This window comes from Kineococcus sp. AC630 (genome assembly GCF_979255925.1).
The window spans coordinates 12,956-35,988 of sequence record NZ_CEEDMJ010000026.1 but is presented as its reverse complement, the minus strand read 5'-3'; the positions used below and the strand labels follow the sequence as shown (position 1 = coordinate 35,988).

General features: G+C 73.6%; 24 protein-coding genes and 1 tRNA gene. 18 read left to right on the top strand and 7 right to left on the bottom strand.

Annotated features, from left to right (window positions below; all coding sequences use genetic code 11):
• Window positions 1-14: 14 nt before the first annotated feature.
• Both AC0I8G_RS22085 and AC0I8G_RS22080 read right to left on the bottom strand, forming a co-directional pair.
• Window positions 15-1,097, bottom strand: coding sequence for a spore photoproduct lyase family protein (locus AC0I8G_RS22085; protein ID WP_471731850.1), 1,083 nt, complete (start codon window positions 1,095-1,097; stop codon window positions 15-17).
• A gap of 86 nt (window positions 1,098-1,183) precedes the next feature.
• A complete protein-coding gene (locus tag AC0I8G_RS22080) occupies window positions 1,184-2,893 on the bottom strand; it encodes a sensor domain-containing protein (protein ID WP_471731849.1) in 1,710 nt (569 codons plus the stop codon).
• A 237-nt stretch (window positions 2,894-3,130) separates the two neighbouring features.
• Between AC0I8G_RS22080 and AC0I8G_RS22075 the strand changes: the two genes are divergently transcribed.
• The 5 genes from AC0I8G_RS22075 (at window position 3,131) to AC0I8G_RS22055 (ending at window position 10,670) form a co-directional block, all read left to right on the top strand.
• The gene (locus AC0I8G_RS22075) at window positions 3,131-5,842 is read left to right on the top strand and encodes a putative bifunctional diguanylate cyclase/phosphodiesterase (protein ID WP_471731848.1); all 2,712 of its coding nucleotides are present in this window, start codon (window positions 3,131-3,133) and stop codon (window positions 5,840-5,842) included.
• 43 nt (window positions 5,843-5,885) lie between these two features.
• Window positions 5,886-6,413 carry an FBP domain-containing protein gene (locus tag AC0I8G_RS22070; RefSeq protein WP_328293614.1) on the top strand — a complete coding sequence of 176 codons (528 nt, stop codon included), beginning with the start codon at window positions 5,886-5,888 and terminating at the stop codon, window positions 6,411-6,413.
• Between the two features lie 98 nt (window positions 6,414-6,511).
• The gene (locus AC0I8G_RS22065) at window positions 6,512-7,921 is read left to right on the top strand and encodes a DUF2254 domain-containing protein (protein WP_471731847.1); all 1,410 of its coding nucleotides are present in this window, start codon (window positions 6,512-6,514) and stop codon (window positions 7,919-7,921) included.
• A gap of 5 nt (window positions 7,922-7,926) precedes the next feature.
• A complete protein-coding gene (locus tag AC0I8G_RS22060; protein WP_471731874.1) occupies window positions 7,927-9,105 on the top strand; it encodes a permease in 1,179 nt (392 codons plus the stop codon).
• On the top strand, window positions 9,102-10,670 hold the full coding sequence (locus tag AC0I8G_RS22055; RefSeq protein WP_471731846.1) for a Na+/H+ antiporter: 1,569 nt from the start codon (window positions 9,102-9,104) through the stop codon (window positions 10,668-10,670). Before AC0I8G_RS22060 ends, AC0I8G_RS22055 begins: the two co-directional genes overlap by 4 nt.
• Before the next feature lie 113 nt (window positions 10,671-10,783).
• Here the strand turns inward: AC0I8G_RS22055 and AC0I8G_RS22050 are convergent, their stop codons facing one another.
• Window positions 10,784-11,608 (bottom strand): SDR family NAD(P)-dependent oxidoreductase, encoded by an 825-nt coding sequence (locus AC0I8G_RS22050; protein WP_471731845.1) that lies wholly within the window; start codon window positions 11,606-11,608, stop codon window positions 10,784-10,786.
• Between the two features lie 131 nt (window positions 11,609-11,739).
• Here AC0I8G_RS22050 and AC0I8G_RS22045 point away from each other — a divergent pair, with 131 nt between their 5' ends.
• The 4 genes from AC0I8G_RS22045 (at window position 11,740) to AC0I8G_RS22030 (ending at window position 15,145) form a co-directional block, all read left to right on the top strand.
• The gene (locus AC0I8G_RS22045) at window positions 11,740-12,273 is read left to right on the top strand and encodes a TetR/AcrR family transcriptional regulator (protein ID WP_471731844.1); all 534 of its coding nucleotides are present in this window, start codon (window positions 11,740-11,742) and stop codon (window positions 12,271-12,273) included.
• Between the two features lie 180 nt (window positions 12,274-12,453).
• The gene (locus AC0I8G_RS22040) at window positions 12,454-13,479 is read left to right on the top strand and encodes a carbon-nitrogen hydrolase family protein (RefSeq protein WP_471731843.1); all 1,026 of its coding nucleotides are present in this window, start codon (window positions 12,454-12,456) and stop codon (window positions 13,477-13,479) included.
• Between the two features lie 104 nt (window positions 13,480-13,583).
• Window positions 13,584-13,991, top strand: a complete 408-nt coding sequence (locus AC0I8G_RS22035; protein WP_471731842.1) for a YciI family protein — start codon at window positions 13,584-13,586, stop codon at window positions 13,989-13,991.
• A gap of 8 nt (window positions 13,992-13,999) precedes the next feature.
• Window positions 14,000-15,145 (top strand): RNA polymerase sigma factor, encoded by a 1,146-nt coding sequence (locus AC0I8G_RS22030; RefSeq protein ID WP_471731841.1) that lies wholly within the window; start codon window positions 14,000-14,002, stop codon window positions 15,143-15,145.
• On the opposite strand, the gene AC0I8G_RS22025 is transcribed toward AC0I8G_RS22030, so the two are convergent.
• Together AC0I8G_RS22025 and AC0I8G_RS22020 are read right to left on the bottom strand one after the other, a co-directional pair.
• On the bottom strand, window positions 15,123-15,599 hold the full coding sequence (locus AC0I8G_RS22025) for a hypothetical protein (protein ID WP_471731840.1): 477 nt from the start codon (window positions 15,597-15,599) through the stop codon (window positions 15,123-15,125). The two genes, AC0I8G_RS22030 and AC0I8G_RS22025, sit on opposite strands and share 23 nt — an antisense overlap.
• Window positions 15,590-16,162 carry an RNA polymerase sigma factor gene (locus AC0I8G_RS22020; protein WP_471731839.1) on the bottom strand — a complete coding sequence of 191 codons (573 nt, stop codon included), beginning with the start codon at window positions 16,160-16,162 and terminating at the stop codon, window positions 15,590-15,592. The genes AC0I8G_RS22025 and AC0I8G_RS22020 overlap by 10 nt, the downstream gene beginning before the upstream one ends.
• Window positions 16,163-16,335: 173 nt before the next feature.
• Between AC0I8G_RS22020 and AC0I8G_RS22015 the strand changes: the two genes are divergently transcribed.
• The 9 genes from AC0I8G_RS22015 to AC0I8G_RS21975 all read left to right on the top strand — a co-directional run bounded on the left by AC0I8G_RS22015 (window position 16,336) and on the right by AC0I8G_RS21975 (window position 20,465).
• Window positions 16,336-16,818: an Asp23/Gls24 family envelope stress response protein gene (locus AC0I8G_RS22015; protein WP_471731838.1), complete on the top strand. Its 483-nt coding sequence runs from the start codon at window positions 16,336-16,338 to the stop codon at window positions 16,816-16,818.
• A complete protein-coding gene (locus tag AC0I8G_RS22010) occupies window positions 16,815-17,123 on the top strand; it encodes a hypothetical protein (protein WP_328293623.1) in 309 nt (102 codons plus the stop codon). Before AC0I8G_RS22015 ends, AC0I8G_RS22010 begins: the two co-directional genes overlap by 4 nt.
• A 32-nt stretch (window positions 17,124-17,155) precedes the next feature.
• Window positions 17,156-17,332, top strand: a complete 177-nt coding sequence (locus AC0I8G_RS22005) for a DUF2273 domain-containing protein (RefSeq protein WP_380259555.1) — start codon at window positions 17,156-17,158, stop codon at window positions 17,330-17,332.
• Window positions 17,325-17,735 carry an Asp23/Gls24 family envelope stress response protein gene (locus AC0I8G_RS22000; protein ID WP_471731837.1) on the top strand — a complete coding sequence of 137 codons (411 nt, stop codon included), beginning with the start codon at window positions 17,325-17,327 and terminating at the stop codon, window positions 17,733-17,735. Before AC0I8G_RS22005 ends, AC0I8G_RS22000 begins: the two co-directional genes overlap by 8 nt.
• Window positions 17,732-18,271, top strand: coding sequence for a DUF6286 domain-containing protein (locus AC0I8G_RS21995; protein ID WP_380159926.1), 540 nt, complete (start codon window positions 17,732-17,734; stop codon window positions 18,269-18,271). Before AC0I8G_RS22000 ends, AC0I8G_RS21995 begins: the two co-directional genes overlap by 4 nt.
• Entirely contained in the window at window positions 18,268-18,831 is a 564-nt protein-coding gene (locus AC0I8G_RS21990; RefSeq protein WP_471731836.1) for a hypothetical protein, read from the top strand. The genes AC0I8G_RS21995 and AC0I8G_RS21990 overlap by 4 nt, the downstream gene beginning before the upstream one ends.
• A 127-nt stretch (window positions 18,832-18,958) precedes the next feature.
• Entirely contained in the window at window positions 18,959-19,930 is a 972-nt protein-coding gene (locus AC0I8G_RS21985; protein WP_471731835.1) for a glycoside hydrolase family 6 protein, read from the top strand.
• A 17-nt stretch (window positions 19,931-19,947) separates the two neighbouring features.
• Window positions 19,948-20,020 (top strand) — tRNA-Gly (locus AC0I8G_RS21980).
• A 31-nt stretch (window positions 20,021-20,051) separates the two neighbouring features.
• On the top strand, window positions 20,052-20,465 hold the full coding sequence (locus AC0I8G_RS21975) for a hypothetical protein (RefSeq protein ID WP_471731834.1): 414 nt from the start codon (window positions 20,052-20,054) through the stop codon (window positions 20,463-20,465).
• Here the strand turns inward: AC0I8G_RS21975 and AC0I8G_RS21970 are convergent.
• Both AC0I8G_RS21970 and soxR read right to left on the bottom strand, forming a co-directional pair.
• Window positions 20,452-22,512, bottom strand: a complete 2,061-nt coding sequence (locus tag AC0I8G_RS21970) for a SpoIIE family protein phosphatase (protein WP_471731833.1) — start codon at window positions 22,510-22,512, stop codon at window positions 20,452-20,454. The two genes, AC0I8G_RS21975 and AC0I8G_RS21970, sit on opposite strands and share 14 nt — an antisense overlap.
• A 20-nt stretch (window positions 22,513-22,532) precedes the next feature.
• Window positions 22,533-23,018: a redox-sensitive transcriptional activator SoxR gene (gene soxR / locus AC0I8G_RS21965; protein WP_471731832.1), complete on the bottom strand. Its 486-nt coding sequence runs from the start codon at window positions 23,016-23,018 to the stop codon at window positions 22,533-22,535.
• Window positions 23,019-23,033: the final 15 nt, after the last annotated feature.

Below are 23,033 nucleotides of genomic sequence, written 5' to 3'. Positions count from 1 at the left end.
CGGGGTCGACAGGCTCAGGTCCAGTACAGGTACCGGGCCGCCGGCAGTCGCTCGGCGATCGCGGACTCGAACCAGCCGCGCAAGGAACGCATGGTGTCGCGGTCGTAGACGTACTTCACCGCGCCGAACTTCCCGTGCTTGCGCGACCTGGTGGACTCCTCGAGGTCGAGCTTGGTCCGGGGGTACCAGTCGAGCTGGACGTCCTTGCTCTTCGGGGTGAACCGGTGGGTGATGCACTCGACGGTCAGGTCGGCGTCGGCGGGGAGTTCCGCCGCGGCGGCGTCGAGGAGTTCCGCGTACCGGGCGGGCCAGTCCTCGACGGGCATGATCGGGGCGATGGTCAGACCCACCGGGTACCCGGCGCGGGCGAGTCGACCCAGCGCGTGCAACCGGGCGGGAACCTTCGCCGTGCCGCCTTCGAAACGTTCCACGTCGGCGACGTTCACCGAGGCGCGGATGCGGGTCCGGCCCCCGTGCGGGAGGTCGAGGAGGGGTTCGACGTCGTCGTACTTCGTCGTCAGCCGCAACTGCACGGGACCCGGCCAGTCGTGGGTGCCGAAGTGGGTGATCGTCGCGGCCAGGGACCCGGTGACGTGTTCCAGGGCGAGCGGATCGGTGTAGCAGGACGCCTCGAACGTCGTCCCCTCGTGACCGCGTTCCTCGGTGCCGGTCGTCACCCCACCCCGCCCGACGACCTCGTCGAGACCGGCGAGGATCCGCGGGAGGTCGGCGTAGACGCGGGTGATCGGCGGACCGGACAGCGAACCGGCCAGGTAGCAGTACTGGCAGTGCCCGGGGCACCCCTCGGCGAGCGGGAACGAGAAGTCCGCGCTGGGCGGGATGGGGGTGGGACGGCGTTTCGTGGGCGAACTCGTGACGATCGCCAGCGTGCGCTTCGCGCGGGCGTAGGTGCTGCGCTCGTCGTCGCCGCGCAGCGGCGGCAGCCGGTCGGCGGTCAGGACGCGGACGTCCTCGACACCGGCGGCGACGAGCCGGTCGAGGATCGCGCGGCCGTGCGGTTCGGCGTGCGCGGACGCCGTGACGAGGACGTGGCGGGGAACCCAGAGGACGGGTTTCGTGCGGGCGACGGTGTCCATCACCCGTTCCAACGCCACCGGGCGGCGGGGCCATCCACGGGATGGGTGTGCCCTCGGTCACCTCACGTCGACGGCCGCGGGACGGGTCAGACGGAGACCTGGACGGTGGCGACCGGTGCGTCGACGCGGGGGAACCAGCTCTCCTCGGGAGCGGGGACGCCGAAGTGGAAACCCTGGGCGGACTCCCACCCCTGGGCAGCGAGGTGGGCGGCCTGGGCGGCGGTCTCGACCCCCTCGCAGATGGAGCTCAGCCCGAAGCTGTCGGCGAGGCCGACGACGGCGGCCGCGATGCGGTCCGACGTCACGTCGTCGGGCAGGTCGGAGACGAAGGAGCGGTCGAGCTTCAGCCCGGAGACGGGCAGGAGACGCAGGTAGGACAACGCGGAGTATCCGGTGCCGAAGTCGTCGAGCAGGACCGCGACGCCGAGCCGGGCCAGGTCGGCGAGTTCGCCTTCCGTGGTGGCGTCACCGGAGACGAGCGAGGTCTCCAGGAGTTCCACCGCGAGCCGCTCCGGCGCCAGCCCGCGGCGCAGCAGGCCGCGCGCGACGGCGGTGGCGAAGGTCCCGTCGAGCCGGCGGGCGGAGGTGTTCACGGCCACGCGGTCCCCGGGGTGGCGGACGAGGAAGTCCAACGCCTCCTCCAGGACGACGGCGTCGATGGCCGTGACCAGCCCGCAGTCCTCGGCCACGTCCAGGAACTCCGCGGGGAGCAGCAGTCCGCGGTCCGGGTGCTGCCAGCGGACGAGCGCCTCGAACCCCGTGCGCCGGCGGTCGGCGAGGCGGACGACGGGTTGGTAGTGGACCCGCAGCTCACCCCGTTCCAGAGCGCGGCGCAGGTCGTTCTCGACCGTGAGGCGACGGATCGCCTCCTCCCGCATGGCCCCGGTGAAGACCCGGCAGCACCCGCCCCCGGCCGCCTTCGCGGCGTCGAGGGCGGTGTTGGCGTCGCGCAGCAGGGCCGCTGCGTCGAGGGCCGGCACCCCGGGCCCGGCCTTCGGGCAGGGCGGCGCCGCGAGGTCCACGACGACGAGGCCGGTGCTGACGGCGCAGCGGATCTCGCGCGGCCCGTCGGTCCCCTCGATCTCCAGGGGCGCGGCCAGGCTGCGGGTCAGCCGGTGGGCCACGTCGACGGCCTCGGCCACGTCGGTGAGCCCGCCCAGCACCACGACGAACTCGTCGTCGCCGAGGCGCCCGACGACGTCGCCGCCGCGGACCCCGGCCAGCAGCCGGCGGGCCACGCCCACGAGCACCTCGTCACCGACGCGGTGGCCGAGGCTCTCGTTGACGACGCGGAAGCGGTCGAGGTCGCAGGTCAGGACCCCGACGAGTCCCGACCGGGCCGGCAACCGGGTGGTGAGGTCGGCGACGACGGCCGAGCGGCTGCGCAGGTGCGTCAGGGCGTCGTGGTCGCCCACGGGCCGGCGACGGCCGCGGCTGCCGGCGTCGAGCAGCTGCAGGAGCACGACAGAGGCCCCCGCACCGGTCGTGGCGAGCGAGGACAGCGTCTGGCCGTGCAGGAGCGACCCGTCGCGGCGGTGGACGAGGACGTCACCGCTGACGGTCGGGATCCCCTGGAGCAGCTGCTCCACGGTCCCGTCGACGTCGTGGGCGCCCTCGACGGAGGACAGGACCTCCGTGGTGCTGCGGTCGAGCAGGTCGTCGACGCTGCTGTGCAGCAGCGCGGCGAACGCGTCGTTCACCCGCACCAGCCGGCCGCGGAGGTCGGTCACCGCCAGCCCCACGGCAGCGGACATCACCACCTGGGCCAGGTCCAGGCCCGTCGATCCGTCCTGCACGGCACACCCCCTCGAGGCCGCAGCCCATCACTGGATCTTCTAGAAGAATCCAGCTGATCGATGAGTCTGCCGCTTCGCGGGCCGTGGCACAAACGCCACAGGGCCACCACTCCCCACAGCTTTCATTCCGTCACTCAGAGCAACTACCCGGTCCGTCGATGGGCCGAACGGGCGACGGAACACGCACCCCGGCGCGTCGGGCTCAGGGCGAGGCCCGTGCCGGTCGATCCCTGTCAGGTGGCGGACCTTCCCGAGCAGCGCGACCGGCGCACGATCAGCCTGCGCACCAGGCTCCTCGTCCTCGTCCTCGTGCCCCTCATCGGCTTCTCGGCCTTCGCCTCCATCCTGGTCACCCACCGCTTCCAGCGGGTCCAGGCCGCCGAGGACGCCGTCCGCCAGGTCCGCGCCGCCGTGGCCCTGGACGGGTTGCGCGCCCGCATCGCGGAAGAGGCCATCCCGCTGGTCTCCAGCGTCGAGATGCTCGAACTGAGCACGCCCGAGGGCACCACCGGGGAACGCAACGACCTCGCCGTGAGCCTGCACACCCTCTACAGCGGCGCCACGGCCCGCACGGACGCCACCGTCACCTCCGCACGCCAGGACGCCCTGGCCCGCGCCGCCGTCGACTCCACCGCGGGCCGCCTCGCCGCCGTCCGCGCCTCCTGGGGCGCCGGCGAGACCCCCAGCCAGCGTACGACGAACAACCGTCAGCTCTTCGACAAGTACCGCTACCTCGTCGACGCGCTCAGCACGGCCGTGGACCGCCACCTGGCCCTCGCGGCCGACGAGGGGGCCGACCAGCAGATCCAGCAGTCCGTCGCCGACCTGCAGTGGACGGCCCGGGCGACGACGCTCGCCGGTGAGGAGATCCCCTACTACCTCGGTCTGGTCGCCGCCCCCGTCGGCAGCGAGGGCCCCGCCCGGCAGTTGTTCCTCGGCAGCTGGGCCGGGTTCCGCCTCGCCTCCGACCAGGTCCTGAACGCCGCCCAGGCGAAGGTCCGGTCGGGGTGGATCGAGGCGCTCGCGGACGGCGACGCCCGGACCATCGACCAGACCCTGGCCGCGGCCGTCGCCAGCCCGACCGCCACGGTGCCCGACGCCGAGGTGCTGCTGACCCTCAGCCGCGCCGTCGTCGGCCGCGACGACGCCCTGCGCGCGACGCTGGACATCGCCGCCGGCCAGGCCGTCGCCGCCGCCGAGGCCTACCGCACGCAGGCCCACGAGGAACTCGTCAAGTACGCCCTCATCACCGCCGTCCTGCTCGTGCTCTCCGTCGGCGGCACGCTCTACACCAGCCGCTCGATCGGCGGGCCGCTGGCCCGCCTCGCCGGGGCGGCCGAGGCGATCAGCCTCGGGGAACTCGTCGACGTCGTCGTCGAGGGACCGCCCGAGACCCGCACCGTCGCCCGCGGTCTCGGCGCGGCCGTGGCCAGCCTGCGCTCCGTGCAGGCCCAGGCCCAGGCCGTCGCCGACGGCGACCTCGACGACGAGATCCTGCGGCGGCCCGTCGGCGGCCCGCTCGGTCGCGTCGTGCACGCCTCCGTCCAGCAGATCCTCGGGGCGATGCACGAACGCGAGCAGCTGCAGGAGGACCTGGCCCACCAGGCCACCCACGACGCCCTCACGACCCTGCCCAACCGGGCCGAGGCCCTCGCCCAGACCGACCGGGCCCTGCGCCGCACCCGCCGCACCGGCGAGCGCGTCGGACTGCTGTTCATCGACCTCGACCAGTTCAAGACGGTCAACGACTCCCTCGGTCACGGCGCGGGCGACGCCGTGCTGCGCACGGTGGCCGAACGGCTGCGGGAACGCGTCCGCGCCGTCGACGTCGTCGCCCGCCTCGGCGGCGACGAGTTCCTGGTGCTCGTGGAACCCGTCCCGGACGAGAGGGGACTGCTCGACCTCGGGCACGCCCTCATCGAGACGGTGTCCGCACCGATCGGCCTCGCCGGGTCCAGCGAGACCCAGGCCCGCGTCGGGGCCAGCATCGGGGTGGCGTTGAGCCGCCCCGACGAGGCGCTCGACGACAACCTGGGCGCGGACCGCCTCCTGCAGGAGGCGCACACCGCCGCCTACCGCGCCAAGGCCGCCGGACGCGGTCGCGTCGAGGTCTACGACGACGAACTGCGCCAGGCGCTGGCCAACCAGGCCGCCGTCGAGGAGGGACTGCGTCACGCCCTCGTCGCCGACGAGCTCGTCCTGCACTACCAGCCGGTCACCGACCTCACGACGGGCCGCGTCCGCAGCGTCGAGGCCCTCGTCCGCTGGGAGAAGCCCGGTGAGGGACTCGTCCCGCCGGGGAAGTTCATCCCGATCGCGGAGAGCTCCGACCTCATCTGCGACCTCGGCCGGTGGGCGCTGAAGACGTCGCTGGAGCAGCTGCGGGCCTTCGACGCCGCCGGCGGGAAGTGCGCGGGACTGCGCGTGGCCGTCAACGTGTCCGGGCGGCACCTGCGCTCGCCCCGCCTCGTCGACGACGTCCGGGAGGCGCTCGCGCTCGCCGGGGCCTCCCCCGACCGCCTCACGCTGGAGATCACCGAGACCGTCATGGTCGAGGACCAGGGCGCCTGGTCGCGCCTGGCGGAGCTGCGCGCGATCGGCGTCCGCGTCGCCATCGACGACTTCGGCACGGGCTACACCTCGTTCGGGCAGCTGGCCCGGGTGCCCGTCGACGTCCTGAAGATCGACAAGAGCTTCGTGGACTCCGACGACCCCCGGACGGTCGAACTCGTGCGCCTCGTCGTCGGCGCCGCCCGCAGCTTCGGCCTCGGGGTCGTCGCCGAGGGCGTCGAGCAGCCGGAGCAGGTGCACGCGTTGCAGGCCACCGGGTGTGACACCGTCCAGGGCTTCTACTTCTCCCGCCCGGTCCCGGCGGACCGCCTCGAGGGAGCCGTCCGCGGCTGCCAGGACATCTTCGACGAGACCTGCCGGTTCGAGACGGCGAGCTGACGGGCGTACTCTCGCGGAGGTTTTTTCCTCCGAGGGAGATGACGTGTCAGTTCTGCCGCACAACGGTTCGGCCCTGGACGCCGGTCACGTGACCGACGACGCGATCCGCTCGACGATGACGAACTGCTCCCGCGGTGAGGCGCACCGCATGCGCGTCCCCGAGTGGGTGCACGGGAGCGACCCCGCCCACGACGTCGTCGGCTGGCGGGACCCGAAGTCGCCCGAGCGCGGCTGGATGCTCGTCCCGCTCGGCCGGGCCGTCGTGGGTCTGGCGTTGCGCGCCACCCCGGGCAAGGGCGTCCGCACGACCGCGATGTGCGACCTGTGCCGCACGACCCGCGCCCCCGGCGAGGTGTCGCTGTTCGTCGCCGCCCGCGCGGGCGCCTCGGGCCGGAAGCTGAACACCGTCGGCACCTACGTCTGCACCGACCTCGCCTGCGCGGACAACGTCCGGGTGCTGCGCCCGACGCCGACGCTGAAGCCGGACCCGGGTCTGAGCATCTCCCAGCGCGAGGCCGCGCTGCGCGAGCGCGCGGCGGCCTTCGCCGAGAAGGTCCTCGCCACCGTCTGAGCCGCGGTCCGGATCCCGCGAGCACCTCAGGAGGAGCAGCTCACCGCGCACCCGGAGCTCGAGTCGTTGCGGCCGGGATCAGCTGAGATGGTGACGCGGTGCACCGACGCCCCCGAGACCCCCTCCGGTTTCGGGCAGCACGCGAGGCTGCCCGGACTCAGCTCTGGCCGGTCCCCGTCCTGGGCGTCCTCCTGGCCGTGCTGGCCGGGATCCTCCTGCCGGAGCTGGACGACGCCCTCGACGAACACCTTCCGGCTGCGGTCTCCGACGTCGTGTTCGGCGGTGGGGCCGACGCCGCCCGCACGGTTCTGGACGCCATCGCCAGTTCGCTCATCACCGTCACCTCCCTGACGTTCTCGCTCACGGTCGTGACCCTGCAGTTGGCGAGCAGTCAGTTCTCGCCCCGGCTGCTGCGGACGTTCACCCGCGACCGCTTCGTCCACGTGACGCTGGCCGTGTTCCTGGCGACCTTCACCTTCGCCCTCACCGTCCTGCGCAGTGTGCGCAGTGCGTCGGAGACGGCCGGCGGTACCAGCGCCGTCGTGCCGCAGATCTCGGTGACCCTCGCCTTCGTCCTGGCCATCGCCAGCGTCGTGAGCCTGGTGCTGTTCCTGGCCCACCTCGCCCGCGAGATCCGGGTCGAGACGATGCTGGCCACCGTCCACACCAGCGCCCGAGACACCGCCGACCGGCTGCACCCTCGCCGCGAAGGCGGGTCCCTCCCCCCACCCGTCACGGTGGCGGCTCCACCCTCGAACGCGGTGGTCCTGCCGGCTGCCTCCTCCGGATTCCTCGACCGTGTCGACGACCGGGCCCTCTACGAGGCGGCCTGCGAGCTCGACGTGACCGTGGCGGTGATCCGCCTCCCCGGCGCATCCGTGGTCGCGGGGACTCCCCTGGCCCACCTGTGGACCACTCGGAACGGCGCGACCCTGCTCCCTGACGCCGTCCAGCGGATGCAGGAGACCCTCGACGCCGCCGTCGTCGTCAGCACCGAGCGGACGGAGGAGGAGGACGTCGCCTTCGGGCTGCGGCAACTCACCGACGTCGCGGCCAAGGCGCTCTCCCCAGGTGTCAACGACCCCACCACCGCGGTGCACGCACTGGGCCACAGCTCGGCGTTCCTGTGTGAACTCGTCGGCCGCGACCTCGGTGACCGGGTTCTGAGCGACGAGGACGGGACGGTCCGCGTCGTCCTGACCCGCCCGAGCCTGCCCGACCTGCTGGATCTGGGCCTCACCCAGCCCCGCCGCTACGGCGCCGCGGACCCGCTCGTCCTCGGCCGCATCGCCGACCTCCTCCACGAACTGGCGTGGGTCTGCACCAGCACCGGCCGCCGCGACCTGCCCCTCGAGAGGGCGACGGGGGACCAGTTGCGACGTCTCACCGCGACGGCCGGGCAGCAGGACTTCGACGACGTCGAGTCCGCGATCCTGCAGGAGAAGTTCGATGCCGTGCGGGAGACCCTGCTGCGCAGCACGCCCCCGACGACGGTGGGGACCGCGTGAACGTCCTGGACAGCTCGCTCAGCGCCGTCGGCGACGCGCTGCGGGTGACGGGCTCCATGGCCTGGCAGATCGGCTGGGCCCTCGTCCTCGGCTTCGCCCTGTCCGCGATCGTGCAGGCCGTCGTCCGGCGCGAGGCGGTCACCCGGCTCCTCGGCGACGACCGGCCGAAGACCCTGCTGACGGCTTCCGGACTGGGCATCGCGTCCTCGTCGTGCTCCTACGCCGCGGCCGCCCTGGCCCGGTCGCTGTTCCGCAAGGGCGCGGACTTCACCGCCGCCATCGCCTTCCAGGTCGCCTCGACCAACCTCGTCATCGAACTCGGCATCATCCTGACCCTGCTGATGGGGTGGCAGTTCGCCGCCGCGGAGTACAGCGGCGGCATCGTCATGATCGTCGTCGTCGCCCTGCTCTTCCGCCTCGTCGTGCGACGCGAGGTGGTGGAGGGGGCCCGCGAGGAGGCCGGGCAGGGCCGTGCGGGGTCCATGGAAGGTCACGCGGCGATGGACATGAGCGCCCGGGGCGACGCGTCCTGGTGGCGGCGCCTGCTGTCCGGGCCGGGTTTCACCGCCGTGAGCCAGGTGTTCGTGATGGAGTGGGCCGCCGTCCTGCGCGACGTCCTCATCGGCCTGTTCATCGCCGGCGCCCTCGACGCGTGGGTCCCGAAGACGTTCTGGCAGGCGTTCTTCCTCGTCGACCATCCCGTGCTGGCCCAGTTCTGGGGCCCACTGGTCGCACCGCTGGTCGCGGTGGCCAGTTTCGTCTGCTCGGTGGGCAACGTTCCGCTGGCGGCGGTGCTGTGGAACGGGGGCATCAGCTTCGGCGGGGTCGTGAGCTTCCTCTTCGCCGACCTGATCATCCTCCCCATCGTCGTGATCTACCGGAAGTACTACGGCGGGTGGATGGCTCTGCGCCTGGCCGGGGTGCTCTACGTCGCCGGTGTCGTCGCCGGCTACGTCGTGGAACTGGTCTTCGACCTGGCCCACCTCGTCCCGGCGCAGCGCTCCGCCGTCGTGGAGTCGGCGAGCCTGTCGTGGAACTACACGACGGTCCTGGACATCGTCTTCGCCCTGCTCGCCGTCGTCCTCGTGGCCCGGTTCCTGCGCACCGGGGGTCGGGAGATGCTGTCGATGATGGGCGGGGGACCCGACCACGACGAGCAGCACGACGGCAGGGCCACCTCGTGAGCGACGTCCTGGCGTTGGGGCTGCTGGTCCTCGGTGTCGTCGTGCTCACCCCACTGGCAGATCGCTGGGGAGTTCCTCAGCCGGTGCTGCTGACCGTCTACGGCCTCGGTCTCGGTCTGGTCCCGGGTGTCCCGATCCCGAGGTTGTCGCCCGAACTGATCCTCCCCCTGGTCCTGCCTCCGTTGCTGTTCGCGGCGACCCAGAACACCTCCATCCGCGAACTGCGCAGCGCGATCCGTCCCGTCCTCGGGCTGGCGGTCGGGTTGACTCTGCTCACCGCGGGGCTCGTGGCCGTCGTCGCGCACGCCCTGGGACTGCCGTGGGCGGTCGCTGCGGTCCTCGGGGCGGTCGTGGCACCACCGGACCCGGTCGCGGCGACCGCGGTCGCCGGTCGACTCCACCTGCCCGCCCGGCTGGTCACCCTCCTCGAGGGGGAGGGACAGTTCAACGACGCGACCGCGCTGGTCGTCTACCAGCTGTCGGTGATGGCCGTCGTGGCCGGCGGTGTCAGCGCGGGCGAGATCGGCCTCGGACTCCTCATCGCGGTCGCGGGTGGGCTGGGCATCGGCATCGTCGGTGGCTGGTCGACCCGCTGGGCCCTGGGTCACCTCCACGACGCCGCGACGGAGACGACGGTGACCGTCGCCGTTCCGTTCGCCGTGTACCTGCTGGCCGACCACCTCGGGGCCTCCGGCGTCCTCGCGGTCCTGGGGACGGGACTGTTCCTGCGCGCCCGCACCTCGGGGCAGGTGACGTCCGGCGGGTGGTTGCTGGGCAAGTCGGTGTGGCGCTTCGTCGACTTCCTCGTGAGCGGACTCGTCTTCGCCTTCCTGGGGCTGGAGCTGACCACCGTCCTGCGCTCCTCACCACAACTGCACGACGCGGGCACCTGGGGCCTCACCACAGCGGTGATCGCCGTCCTGGTCCTGCTGCGCACGGTGGCGATGTTCACCGCTTCGGCCATCGCCGGGAGACGCGCCCGGCGCCGGAACGAGGGAACGCCGACCGGTCCTCGTGAGGCCGCGGTGACGGCGTGGGCGGGGATGCGCGGAGTCGTCACCGTCGCCACCGCCCTGGCCCTCCCGACCGTCGCCGACGACGGGAGCCCCTTCCCCTCGAGGCAGGTGGTCGTGGTCGTCGCCCTGGTCGTGGTCATCGTGACCCTCGTCCTGCAGGGACTGACCTTGGCTCCGCTGATCCGCCGCCTCGGTGTCGCCGACGACGCCGACACCGGCACCGACGTCCGCCGCCTCCACCACCTCAGCACCGAAGCAGCGCTGCGACGGCTCCAGGAGGACGACACCGACACCCCTGAGGCCGTCGTGCAGGCCGTGCTCCGGCAGTACGAGAACCGCCTGGACTACCGCCGCAGCGTCACCGATCTCGTGGAGGGCGACCTCGGTGGTGACGGTGCGGGTGACCACCTGCGGAGGCTGCTGGCCACGGCGAGCGAGGCCGAGCGAGACGCCGTGCACCGCGCGCGGCGTCTGGGTCAGGTCAGCGCGGAGGCGGCCGAGGTCGTGCTCTTCGACATCGAGTCCCGCTCACTGCGCTACGAGACGTGACGCGGGCCGTGCTGACGTCCCCACCTGGGTCCTGACCCCCCGCCGGATCACCGGATCGTCCCTCCGGGGTCAGACGAGACCCAGACCGCGGCGGCGACCCCGGGGTGGACCCGTCAGATGGCGGACCAGCCCCCGTCGGAGGGCAGGACGACGCCGTTGACGTTGGCCGCGTCGTCGCTGAGCAGCCAGGTGATGCTCGCGGCCAGCTGCTCGGCCGTGGCCGGGGCGGGGACGACGGTCGCCAGGATCGGGCCCACGACCCGCGCCGCGTGCTCGGACCTCATGGGGGCCTCGATGTTCGTGGCCACCGCCCCGGGAGCGACGGCGTTGCACCGGATGCCCTGCTTGCCGTGGAAGACGGCGACGCTCTTGGTGAGGCCGTTCACGGCGTGCTTGGAGGCGGTGTAGGCCACTCCGGAGGCCGAGGCGCGCAGGCTCGCCTCCGAGGAGACGTTGACGATCGCTCCGCGACCGGCCGCGAGCATGACCGGCAGCACCGCGCGGATCAGCCGCATCGGCGCGGTCAGGTTGACGGCGAGGACGCGGTCCCAGGTGGCGTCGTCGACCTCGGCGGGAGGCAGGAAGGCGTCCATGATGCCGGCGACGTTGGCCAGCGCGTCGATCCGACCGCCCGCGGCGTCGACCACGGACCGCACGCCGTCCTCGCCGGTGATGTCGCCCACGACGGGGACCAGGTCCAGGTCGGGGTGCTCCGCGACCAGCGCCTCGAGGCGCTCGGCGACGACGTCCGCGGCGACGACCCGCGCGCCCTCGGCGGCCAGGCGCAGCGCCGTGGCGCGGCCGATGCCCGACCCGGCGCCGGTGACGATGGCGGTCCTCCCCGCGAAGCGTCCAGGCACGTGCGCGGGGACGGGCGCGGACGCTGCAGACTGCGGCGGGAACTCCGGGGCAGCGGCACCGGCAGGCGTGGTGGACATGGTGTCTCCTTCGACGATCGGACGTGGTGAGCACATTGAAGCACTCAGTGCATCAACCGGCCGCGGGGAGCCCACCCCCTCGGCGCAGCCCCGGCCGACCCCCCGCGACGTCTGCCGAGCAGATCGCCGCCGTGGCGCTGGCCCTGTTCGTCGAGCAGGGCTTCGAGGCCACGACGATGGACGACGTCGCCCGCGGGGTCGGCATCGCCCGACGGACCCTGTTCACCTACTACCCCGGCAAGAGCGCCATCGTCTGGGAGGGCCGCAAGGAGGCCGACGACGCGATCCGGGACGCCCTGCGGGCCGTTCCGGAGCAGCTCCCCTGGCGCGAGGCCCTGGTGCAGACGCTGCCGCGCACGCTGCGCTACCCCGGAGACGACACCGCCCTGCTGCGTCAGCGGCTCCGGGTCATCGGCGGGACGCCGTCGTTGCACGCCCACCTGCTGGTGGAGCAGGAGTCCGCCGCCGACGTCGTGGCGGCCTTCGTCGCCGAGCGCCGGGGGACCGCGGACGTCGACGCCGTCGCGCACTCCGTCGCCCGCGCCGTCCTCGCCGCGGTGTCGACCTCCCTCGTGCGGTGGGCCGGCTCCGAGGACCCCGACCCGCGGGAGGTGATGACCCGGTCCCTCGCCACCCTCCTGGGACTGGAGCGGGGAGAGCGTTGACGACCTCCCCGCGACGGGGCAGGGTGGAGGTGCGGCGTGGCTCACGCCCAACCTCCTCGGCCGACCCCAGCTCGGCCCACCGCGGAGGCAAAGGGGTTCGCGCCTCGGGTCCGCTGTCGTGGTCCGTTCCGTCTCGGCCGCGTCGCTGGGGGGCACCGGTTCGAGGCGCGGAAGGCCCACGTGACAGCCCGCAAGAACTTCAAGCGCCTCGTGCGTGCGCGCGCCGCCCGCACCGGCGAGTCCTACACGGCTGCCCTGCGGCACTTCCTCCCCACCGTCGAGGAGACCACCGTGATCGACCACCACCCGTTCCGCCTCGCCGTCGGGCAGCTGCCCGTGCACGGCGACCCCACCGACGTCGCCGCCCTGCGCGACGCCGGGAGCCGGATCCGCGACCTCATGCAGCGGGCCCACCGCAGCGGCGCCCGGTTGCTGCACCTGCCCGAGGGGGCGACGTGCTTCCCGCACAAGCTCGTCGTGTCCAGCACCCCGGGTGTTCCCGGGCCGGCCGACTGGAGCACCACCGCGTGGGACGTCCTCCACGCCGAACTCGAGCAGACCGCTGCTCTCGCAGGCGAACTGTCGCTCTGGACGGTCCTCGGCTCGACGCACCGGCTGACCGCGCCGCTGCGGCCGCACAACAGCCTCTACGTCCTCTCCGCCGCCGGCGCGGTGCACACCCGCTACGACGAGCGGTTCCTGTCGCACACGAAGACGACGTTCATGTACTCCCCCGGCCGCGAACCCGTCACCTTCGAGGTCGACGGCCGTCGCTTCGGCTGCGCGCTGGGGATCGAGTGCCACTTCCCCGAGGTGTTCGGGGAGTACGAACGGCTCGACGTGGACTGCGTGCTGTTCTCCAGCACCGGCGACGGTGCGGGGGACGCGTCGACGTTCGCGCTGGAGTGCCGGGGGCACGCCGCCACCAACGGGTTCTGGGTGAGCTTCGCCGTGCCGCCGCAGGCGGAGGCGTCGGCGAGCTCGGGGGTCGTCGCCCCCGGAGGCCGGTGGCTCGGGCAGTGCTCGCCGGGTAGCGAACTGGGCACCGACCTGGCCACCGACCTGGTCACCGTCGAGCTCGACGAGGACGCCCCCGACGTCGAGGTGGCGGTGACGAAGGCGCGGCCGTGGCGCCGGGTGGCCCGGCAGGCGTCGACCGCGGCTCCCGTGGACGACCCGCGCAGCCGCGAGCGCGCCGCGTTCTGAGGGGGTGCGCGACGATGTCGAGCACGATGTCGAGAACGCGGGACCGGCTCCGTCCCCGCAGTGACCGTGACCGGTGGAGGTCACGCCGACGAAGGAGACCCACGATGGCGAAGTACCTGCTGCTCAAGCACTACCGCGGTGCACCGGCCCCGGTGAACGACGTGTCGATGGACCGGTGGACGCCGGAGGAGGTCTCGGCGCACATGACGTACATGAACGACTTCGCCGAACGCCTCGTGGGGTCGGGCGAGTTCGTCGAGGGTCAGGCCCTGGCGCCCGAGGGGGCCTGGGTCCGCTACGACGGGGAGGGACGGCCGCCGGTCACCGACGGGCCGTTCGCCGAGACCAAGGACCTCATCGCGGGCTGGATGGTCATCGACGTCGACAGCTACGACCGCGCCGTCGAACTCGCCGGGGAACTGTCCGCGGCCCCCGGCGCGGGCGGGAAGCCGATCCACGAGTGGATCGAGCTCCGCCCGTTCCTGGCCAACCCGACCACGACCGGGGACTGAGCGCGGCGGTGGACGAGGACCTGCTCCGGACCCTCACCCCGAGGGTGCTGACCGTCCTCGTCCGCCGCGGGGCCGACTTCGCCGCGGCCGAGGACGCGGTGCAGGAGGCGCTGATCGAGGCGGTGCGGGTGTGGCCGTCCGAACGTCCGCGGGACCCGGAGGGGTGGCTCGTCACGGTGGCCTGGCGCAGGTTCCTCGACGCCACCCGCGCCGAGTCCTCCCGCCGGCGGCGGGAGGAACGCCGAGACCGGGAACCCGCCACCGGCCCGACGACGTCGCGGGACGACTCGCTGCAGCTGTACTTCCTCTGCGCGCACCCGTCGCTGACCCCGGGCTCGGCGGTGGCGCTCACGCTGCGCGCCGTCGGCGGGTTGACCACCCGCCAGATCGCCGCGGCGTACCTCGTCCCGGAAGCGACCATGGCGCAACGCATCAGCCGCGCGAAGCGCACGGTCGCCGGGGTCCGGTTCGACACCCCCGGCGACGTCGCGACCGTGCTGCGGGTGCTGTACCTGGTGTTCAACGAGGGGTACTCCGGCGACGTCGACCTCGCCGCGGAGGCGATCCGGCTGACGCGCCGGCTCTCGCTCGCCGTCGAGCACCCCGAGGTCCGCGGGTTGCTGGCCCTGATGCTGCTGCACCACGCGCGCCGCGCCGCGCGGACCGCCCCCGACGGGTCGCTGGTGCCGCTGGCGGAGCAGGACCGCTCGCGCTGGGACACGGGCGCGATCGCCGAGGCGGTGGCGATCCTGCAGGCCGCCCTGGCCCGGGACCGCCTGGGCGAGTTCCAGGCCCAGGCCGCCATCGCCGCCCTGCACGCCGACGCGACGAGCACGGAGGCGACCGACTGGGTCCAGGTCGTGGAGTGGTACGACGAACTGCTGCGCCTCACCGACACCCCCGTCGTGCGGCTGAACCGCGCGGTCGCGCTCGGGGAGGCCGACGGGCCGCGGGCCGGGTTGGCCGCCCTCGCGGAGGTCGACGCCGCGACCCCCCGCCACGCGGCCGTGGCGGCGTTCCTGCACGAACGCGACGGCGACCCGGCGAGGGCCGCGCGGCTCTACGCCGAGGCGGCGCTCGCGGCCGGGAACCTGGCCGAGCGCGAGCACCTGATCCGCCAGGCCGCCCGGATCAACGCTCGCCTCCGCGGCTGAGGGCCCGCGACACGTCGGCGACGTGGACGTCGACGAGCACCTGGTCCGCCTGCGGGGCCGCGTCGCCGAGGACCGTCCGGAGTCGTTGCAGCACAGCGCCTCGGACCTCCCGACCCAGCGACGGGAGGTGCACCCCGTAGCCGGCGGAGACGTCGACGACCACCGTCTCGAGGTGGTGCTCGTCGTCGGTGGCGCAGCTGATCGCGAGCGCCGAGACTCCCGTCACCGCGTCGACGGCGGGACGCAGCTGGGTGACGAGGACGTCGCCGCTGAGCACGAACTCGCCGAACTCGTGGGCGCCGACGACGGGGTCGGCGGGGCGGAAGGCGCGACGGACGCGGTCGAGGACGGCGGCGCGCACGGCCACCCAGCCCGTCTCGGTGTGGGCGCGCAGCGCGGCGGTCGCGAGGGCCAACGCCTCGTCACCAGATCGCGGTTCGCGGTTCACTGCCATCCCTCCAGGGTGCTCGCCAACGCGGTGCGCGCTCGTTCGAGGAGACCACGGACCGCGGTGCCCGTCGTGCCGAGGACCTGCGCGATCTCCTCGTAGCTCAGTTCCTCGACCTCGCGCAGGATCCAGGCCGAGCGTTGTCGCGGGGGCAGCAGCCGCAGGGCCAGGTCGAGCGCTTCCCGCAGCGCGGCTGCCTCGCTGGTCCGGGCGGGGTCGGCGCGCAGGTCGCGGATCTGGTCGCGGACCTCGTCGAGCTCGACGTCGAGGACGAGGTCGTCGTTCCTGCGCCGGGAACGGCGGAACACCTCGTGGCGGCAGATGGTGAACAGCCAGGTGCGCACGGAGGAGTCGCCGCGGAACTTCGTGAGACCGCGCCAGGCCGCGAGGAAGGTCTCCTGGACGCAGTCGTCGCTCTGGCTGCGGTCGTCGAGGAGCCGTGCGGCGTAGCGGTAGAGGGAGGGGCCGTGGCGTTCGACGAGTTCGGCGAAGGCGTCGCGGTCGCCCATGGTGGCGAGCGCGGTGAGGGTCGCGTCGTCCCTGGTCCCGTCCGTGGATCCGTCGTGCATCGACCTGCCTGGCCCCCGTCCCGTCCTGCCGCATCAGAGCACGTGCGCCGGTCGAGCACCCGTCGAAACCTGTGGTGCAGGTCACAGCAAAGGTTGCGTGACGTTTCCCCGGCGGACCCCTCTACCCCTGTGAACGCGGCAACCACGCCGCGGGACGACACGAGGAGAAACTCATGACCCAGACCGCCGACCAGAAGTCGACCATCACCTCCACCGGGGCGACCAGCACCTCGACCGCTCCCTCCAGCCTGGCCTCCCCGCACGGTGTGACGACCATCGCCGACACCGTCGTCTCGAAGATCGCCGGGCTCGCCGCGAAGGACGTCTCCGGTGTCCACGCCCTCGGTGGCGGGGCCGCCCGCGCCGTCGGCGCCCTGCGCGAGCGCATCCCCGGCAGCCGCACCAACCACTCCCAGGGCGTGTCCGTCGAGGTCGGCGAGCGTCAGGCCGCCGTCGACATCGAGCTGATCGCCGAGTACGGCGTCGCCATCGCCGACCTCGCGACCGCGGTGCGCCGCAACGTGATCAACTCCGTCGAGCGCATGACCGGGCTCGAGGTCACCGAGGTCAACCTCGAGGTCTCCGACGTGCACCTGCCCGACGAGGACGACGCCGAGGAGACCCAGGTGCGCACCACCACCACGCGCGTCCAGTGACACCCGCCGATCCCAGCGACGTCCCGGAACTGGCCGACGCCCTCGCGGCCGCCGTGCTCCAGGTCCCGGGCGTCGTCCGGCTGAACGCCGGAGCGCTCGGCGAGATCGGCACCTACCTGCCGGGTCGCCGCGTCGCCGGCATCCGGCTGGGCAGCACCGAGGCACCGACCGAGGTGCACGTCGTGCTCCAGCCGGACGTGCCTCTCCGCACGGTCGCCCAGGCCGTGCACGTCGCCGCCGGTGAACTCCTCACCGCGGCGGGCGCCCGCCCCGAGGTCCGCGTCCACGTGGACGACCTCGCGTGAAGACCTCTGAAACCCCCTCGAAGGGAACTGTCATGTCCTCCTCCACCACGGGCCTGATCGCCGGCCTGCTGCTGGCCCTCATCGGCGCGACCGCCGGTTTCGGCTGGTTGCTGCTGGGCGTCCTGCTCGGTGCGATCGGTTACCTGATCGGTGCCCACCTGGAGGGGCGGATCGACCTGACGTCGTTGCTGCCGGGCCGTCGTGGCTGACACCCTCGCGCCGGAGCGCGTCGAAGCGGGTGAGCGGGGGCGCCTCGTCGTCTCCGAGCGCGCGGTGTCCCGCATCGTCGAGGCCGCGGCCGCCGTACCGGGCACGCGGCGCACCTCGAGCGCCAACCCCCGCACCGCGGCGGCCGCCGTCTCCGGCGTCGTGGACAGCGTCCTCGGGCGCTCCTACCCCGACGTCGACTGCACCGTCGCCGGTCACCGGGCCCGGGTCAAGGTCGAGGTCGCCGCCGTGTGGCCGGTGCCCGCCCCGCAGGTCGCGGCCCGGGTGCAGGCGGCGGTCACCGAGGCCCTCGACCACTACGCCGGGATGACGGCCGACGACGTGTCGGTCGTCGTCGCCACCTACGTGACCGACCAGCCCGAGACCACCAGGAGGGTGTTGTGAGCAGCTCCGAACGCGCGGCCGCCGCGCGCACCGGCTCCGGTCGCATCGGCGCCGTGGGTCCCGTCCTGGCCGTGCTGCTGCTGGCGCTGGCCGTCGTGCTGGGCCGGGAGGCCGGGATCGGCCTGGGCTGGTTCGGCGGGGGCCGCTGGCTCCCGTCCCTCGCGAAGTCCCTGGACGGTCTCGCGCCGTCCGGCGCCCTCGTCGCGGTGTGCTGCGTCGCGATCGTGCTCGGCGCGTGGCTGGTGGTGACCGGCTTCGGTCGTCGCTCCCGTCGCGCGATCTCGGTCGCCGGCGCGGCCGGGGTCCACCTCTCCACCCGCGACGTCGCCCGGCTCGCCTCCGGCGCCGCCCGTCGCTGCGACGGGGTGCTCGAGGCCAAGACCACCGCGTCGCGCAAGACCGTGTCGGTCGCGGTGCAGGCCACGTCCGCGGACGTCCGCGAGGACGTCGCCCGGGCCGTGGCGGCCCAGCTCGCCCCCCTGTCCCGCGCTCCCCGCGTCCGGGTGCGGGTCAACGCACCGGAGGTGCTGTCGTGAAACGCGGAGTCCTCGCCCTGGACCGGACGCTCGCCGTCCTCCTCGGTCTCGTCCTGCTCGCCGGCGGGGTCGCCGGGTTGGCCTGGTGGACGGGTGACCTGCTGCCCGACACCACCCTCGACACCGGCTCGGTCACCTCGGCGCTCGACGCCGGGTGGTTCCCCGCGGCCTGCGGGGCGGTCGCCGTCGTCCTCGCGCTGCTGGCGCTGTGGTGGCTGCTCGCGCACCTGCCGCAGCGCAGGATCGGGGCGGTGCTGCTGCCCGGTTCCGGTGGCCGGGGCACGTTCCAGGTCAACGGCGACGGCCCGACCCGGGCCGCCGCGCAGGTCCTCACGGGTGTTCCCGGGGTCCGCTCGGCCAGCGGCCGCCTCGTGCACGACCGCGGGAACCTCGTCGCGGAACTCTCGGCGACCGTCGAACCCCGCGCGGACCTCGGTGAGGTCGCCGCCGCTGCCGCGGAGATCCGTGGCCAGCTGCTCGAGGTCCTCGGCCGGCCCGACGTCGTGGGCCGGGTGCGACTGAGCGTCGCCCGCGCCGACCGCGGGGCCCGCGTCGCCTGACCCCACCCGTGAGGGCTGTTCGGGGGGTCAGTGGGGGCCGTGCAGGTGACGGAGCGTCACAGGGCGGGGTCGTCCGGGTCTACTGGGACCGCGGGACGGCCCCGCCGCTGTGCGTGCTGGGGGTGTCGTGGCTCGTCGACGCGCGAGTGCGCTCGGGGTGGTCGGCGGTCTGCTGGTCGCCCTGACCTGCGGGAGCGGCGGCACCGGTGAGACGGCGGGACCCCTCAGCGGGCAGTCCCTGTACGCGGACCCGGACTCCCCGGCGCTGCGCCAGCTCGCGGCCTACGAGACCGAGGGCCGGACTGCGCTCGCCGAGCAGCTCCGGCCCCTCGCCCAGGAGCCCACGGCGACCTGGTTCACCGGGGACCCGCCCCGTGCGGCGGCGCAACGGCTGACGACGGCGGCCGCGGCGGCGGGGAGCCTGCCCGTCCTCGTCGCCTACGACATCCCCGACCGGGACTGCGGGTCGCAGTCCGCCGGTGGTGCCGCCGACGGGGCGGCCTACCTCGACTGGATCCGCGAACTGGCCGCCGGGATCGGGGACCGGCCCGCCGTCGTCGTCCTCGAACCGGACGCGATCCCGCTCTCGATCACCGGGTGCCCCCACCTGGACCCACGGGCGCGCTACGGCCTGCTGCGTCAGGCCGTCGAGGTCCTCACCGCCCTGCCGCAGACCCACGTCTACCTCGACGCGGGGCACCCGGACTGGGTGCAGGACCTCTCGGTCCTGGCGGTGGCGTTGCAGGCCAGCGGGATCGACCGGGCCGCGGGCTTCTCGCTCAACGTGTCGAACTTCGAGACCACCGCCGCGAACGTCGCCTACGGTCGCCGGTTGTCGAAGCTCTCGGGCGGCGCGCACTTCGTCGTCGACACCAGCCGCAACGGCTCCGGAGCCCCCGACACGGGTGACGGGTTCGCGTGGTGCAACCCCGCCGGGGCCACGATCGGGCGGGTTCCGAGCACCTCCACGGGCGAGCGCCTCGTCGACGCGTGGCTGTGGGTGAAGCGTCCCGGGGAGTCCGACGGCGCCTGCCGACCGGGTGAACCCGCGGCCGGGGAGTGGTGGCCGGAGTACGCCCTGGCGCTCGCAGCCGTGTAGAGTCGGCGACGCACGTTGCGGACGTAGCGCAGTTGGTAGCGCATAACCTTGCCAAGGTTAGGGTCGCGAGTTCGAGTCTCGTCGTCCGCTCTCACGCAGCACAGCAGGTACGGTCCCTCGCATGAGGGGCCGTTCTGCGTTCTGGACCGCCTTCCGCGCCTGGCGGAACCTGCCGGTCAGCACCCTCGCCCTCCTCTGGGCCCGCGCGCACGGCGCGACGATCGCCCTCGGCGACGACCTGTTCGTCGAGTGCTCCGGGATGCCGCGCGGGAGCTACGGCCGGGGCGGGACGACGATCGGCAACGTCTGGTTGCACGGCGGGCTGGGCGGGCCGCAGCGGCGGCGCCACGAACTCCGCCACGCCGACCAGTACGCGCTGTTCGGCACCGCACCGTTCCTCGCCCTCTACGGCCTGAACGCGCTGGTGACCCGCAACCGCCCGCACCACAACGTCTTCGAACGCTGGGCGGGGCTCGAGGACGGTGGCTACCGATGCCCTCAGCGGACCCGGGACCGGGACCTCAGGACGGGATGACGACCTCGTCGAGGGGTTCCGGGCGGACCCGCACCGCCAGGACCGCGACGTCGTCCTCGGCGTGGCCGGCGACGTGTTCCAGCACGGCGTCGCAGATCTCGGCGGGTGAGCGGCCGCCGAAGCCCGCGGCGGTGTCCGCGAGCCACTGCAGACCGTCGTCGATCGAGGCGCCGCGCCGTTCCACGAGCCCGTCGGTGTAGAGCAGGACGGTCGCGCCCGGCGGGAGGCCGTGGACGTGGTCGGCCCGGACGAACTCCGCCTCCAGGCCCAGCAGCAGGTCCGGCCGGGTCCGCAGGAGCTGGCTCGAACCGTCCGGCGAGACGACCAGCGGCGGGGGGTGGCCGGCGTTGGACCAGCGCAACCGCCAGTCCTGCGACCCGTCGAGGGGTTCGATCGTGGCGAGCACACCGGTCGCCAGCGCACCGACACCGAGGTCACGCATCGCCCGGTCCAGGGCGGCGAGCGCCGCGGCGGGCGAGACCTCCAGGGAGTAGCCGATGCCGCGCAGCAGGTTGCGGACCTGACCCATCGCGGCGGCGGCGTCCTGGTCGTGACCGGTGACGTCGCCGATGACCAGGCAGGTGGTGCCGGAGGCGGTGAGGAAGGCGTCGTGCCAGTCGCCGCCGACCTGCGCGTGCTCGGCGGCGGGGAGGTAGCGGACGGCGATCTCGAGGTGCTGGGGCAGCGGCGCCGACGTCAACAGGCTGCGCTGCAACGTCTCCGCCAAGCTGCGGACGGCGGCGGCCGCCGTGCGTTCGGAGCGCAGCGCCCGGACCCGGTCCAGTGCCTGCGCGGTGGAGGCGGCGAGGGCGTTGAGGAGGTCGTCGTCCTCGGCGGTGAGCGCGCGGTCCCGGCGCCAGGAGAGACCGAGGGCGCCGACGACGCGGTCGGTCAGGCGCAGCGGCCAGGCGGCGCTGGTGCCGGGACCGTCGTCGCGGACGACCGGTGCCCCGCCGAGGGCTCCCGCGAGCGCGGCGGCCGCGGGGTCGTCGACGTCACCGAGGACCTGCAGGTTGCGGTCCTGGAGGACCCCGAGCACGATGCCGTCGGCCTCGAGCAGGCCGATCGCGCCGCGGCCGAGGACCTGCAGGACGTCGTGCTCGTCCTGGGCGTCGGGCATGGCCTGGGCGACGGCGACGAGACCGGCGAGGCGCCGGGCCTGCCACTGCTGCAGGTCCGCGCGGCGACGTTCGGCCTCGTAGGACGCGGCGGCGGACAGGGCGTCGCCGACGGTGGCGGCGACGAGGCGCAGGAAGTCCCGGTAGGTGGCGTCGAGGGCGATGTGGTCGCTGAGCACGGCCGCCAGGACCCCCTGGGACTCGCCCCCGAGGGCCGCCGGGATGCGGACCCAGGCGAGTCTCGGCGCACCCGGTTCGTCCTGCACGAGGACCTGGCGGGGACTCAGCGCGGACGGCGGGGGCGGCAACGTCGACTCGTGGCCGGGCAGCTGGAGGTCGACGGCCCGCAGGTCCGCGGGCAGCGTCGTCAGCACGTCCAGGGCGCGCTTCGCGAGCTCGAGCGGCGGCTGCAGTTCGGTGGCGAGGTCGCCGAGGCGGCTGAGGAGTTCGAGGCGACGGTGGTCCTGCACCTGGCGGGTGGTCTCCGCCGCGATGTCCATCACCCCGGCGATGGCCCCGCTGTCGTCGCGGACCGGGGAGTAGGAGAACGTGAAGAACGTCTCCTCGAGGAACCCGCTGCGGTCCATCATCACCGGCATGTCGGCGAACCAGACGGCGTCCCCGGCCATCGCCCGGGCGAAGAGGGGTTCCAGCTCCGCCCAGGTCTCGGCGAAGACCTCGCGGACGGGACGTCCCAGCGCGGGGTGCTTGCGGCCGATCAGCTCGGCGTAGGCCTGGTTGTAGAGCATTGTGAGGTCGGGACCCCAGACGATGAGGACCGCGAACCGCGTCTCGAGGGCCAGTTCGAGGGCTCGGCGGAGGGTGCGGGGCCAGTCGTCCGGGGTCCCCAGGGACGTCGCGGACCAGTCGACGGCCTCGTAGGCCGAGCGCAGGTCTGCCGCGGACCCGAAGGGCAGACTGAACACCACCCTTACAATGTAACGGCGATCTAGGGACCGGGCTCACTCCCGAGCTCCGCTGCGCCGTGCTCGGCGTCCCGCAACCAGCGCGAGCCGCTGCCCTCCTCGCGGGCGGCGTCGTGGGGGTTGACCAGGGTGCAGCGGGTCAACGAGAGGCACCCGCAGCCGATGCACCCGGTCAGCGACGTGCGCAGGGCCTGCAGCTCCCGGATGCGCGCGTCGAGAAGCCGCTGCCAGACCTCCCCGACCCGCGACCACTCCCGGGCGGAGGGGGCCCGGTCGACGGGCAGGGTGTCGAGGGCCTCGCCGATGTCGGCCAGGGAGAGGCCGACGCGCTGTCCGGCGGCGATGACGGCGAGGCGCCGCAGGACGTGACGGGGGAAGCGGCGTCGCCCCCCGGCGTCGCGGACCGGGCTGAGCAGCCCGCGTTCCTCGTAGTAGCGCAACGCGGGGACGCTGAGTCCCGCGCGTTCGGCCACGGTGCCGATGCTCAGCAGGTCGTCTCGCGCGCTCACCCGGGCAGCATCCGG

Coding starts and splice junctions, on each gene's coding strand:
- AC0I8G_RS22085 (WP_471731850.1), bottom strand. CDS start 1,097: ATGGACACCGTCGCCCGCACGAAACCCGTCCTCTGGGTTCCCCGCCAC.
- AC0I8G_RS22050 (WP_471731845.1), bottom strand. CDS start 11,608: ATGTCCACCACGCCTGCCGGTGCCGCTGCCCCGGAGTTCCCGCCGCAG.
- AC0I8G_RS22035 (WP_471731842.1), top strand. CDS start 13,584: ATGGCGAAGTACCTGCTGCTCAAGCACTACCGCGGTGCACCGGCCCCG.
- AC0I8G_RS22025 (WP_471731840.1), bottom strand. CDS start 15,599: ATGGCAGTGAACCGCGAACCGCGATCTGGTGACGAGGCGTTGGCCCTC.
- AC0I8G_RS22020 (WP_471731839.1), bottom strand. CDS start 16,162: ATGCACGACGGATCCACGGACGGGACCAGGGACGACGCGACCCTCACC.
- AC0I8G_RS22015 (WP_471731838.1), top strand. CDS start 16,336: ATGACCCAGACCGCCGACCAGAAGTCGACCATCACCTCCACCGGGGCG.
- AC0I8G_RS22005 (WP_380259555.1), top strand. CDS start 17,156: ATGTCCTCCTCCACCACGGGCCTGATCGCCGGCCTGCTGCTGGCCCTC.
- AC0I8G_RS21975 (WP_471731834.1), top strand. CDS start 20,052: ATGAGGGGCCGTTCTGCGTTCTGGACCGCCTTCCGCGCCTGGCGGAAC.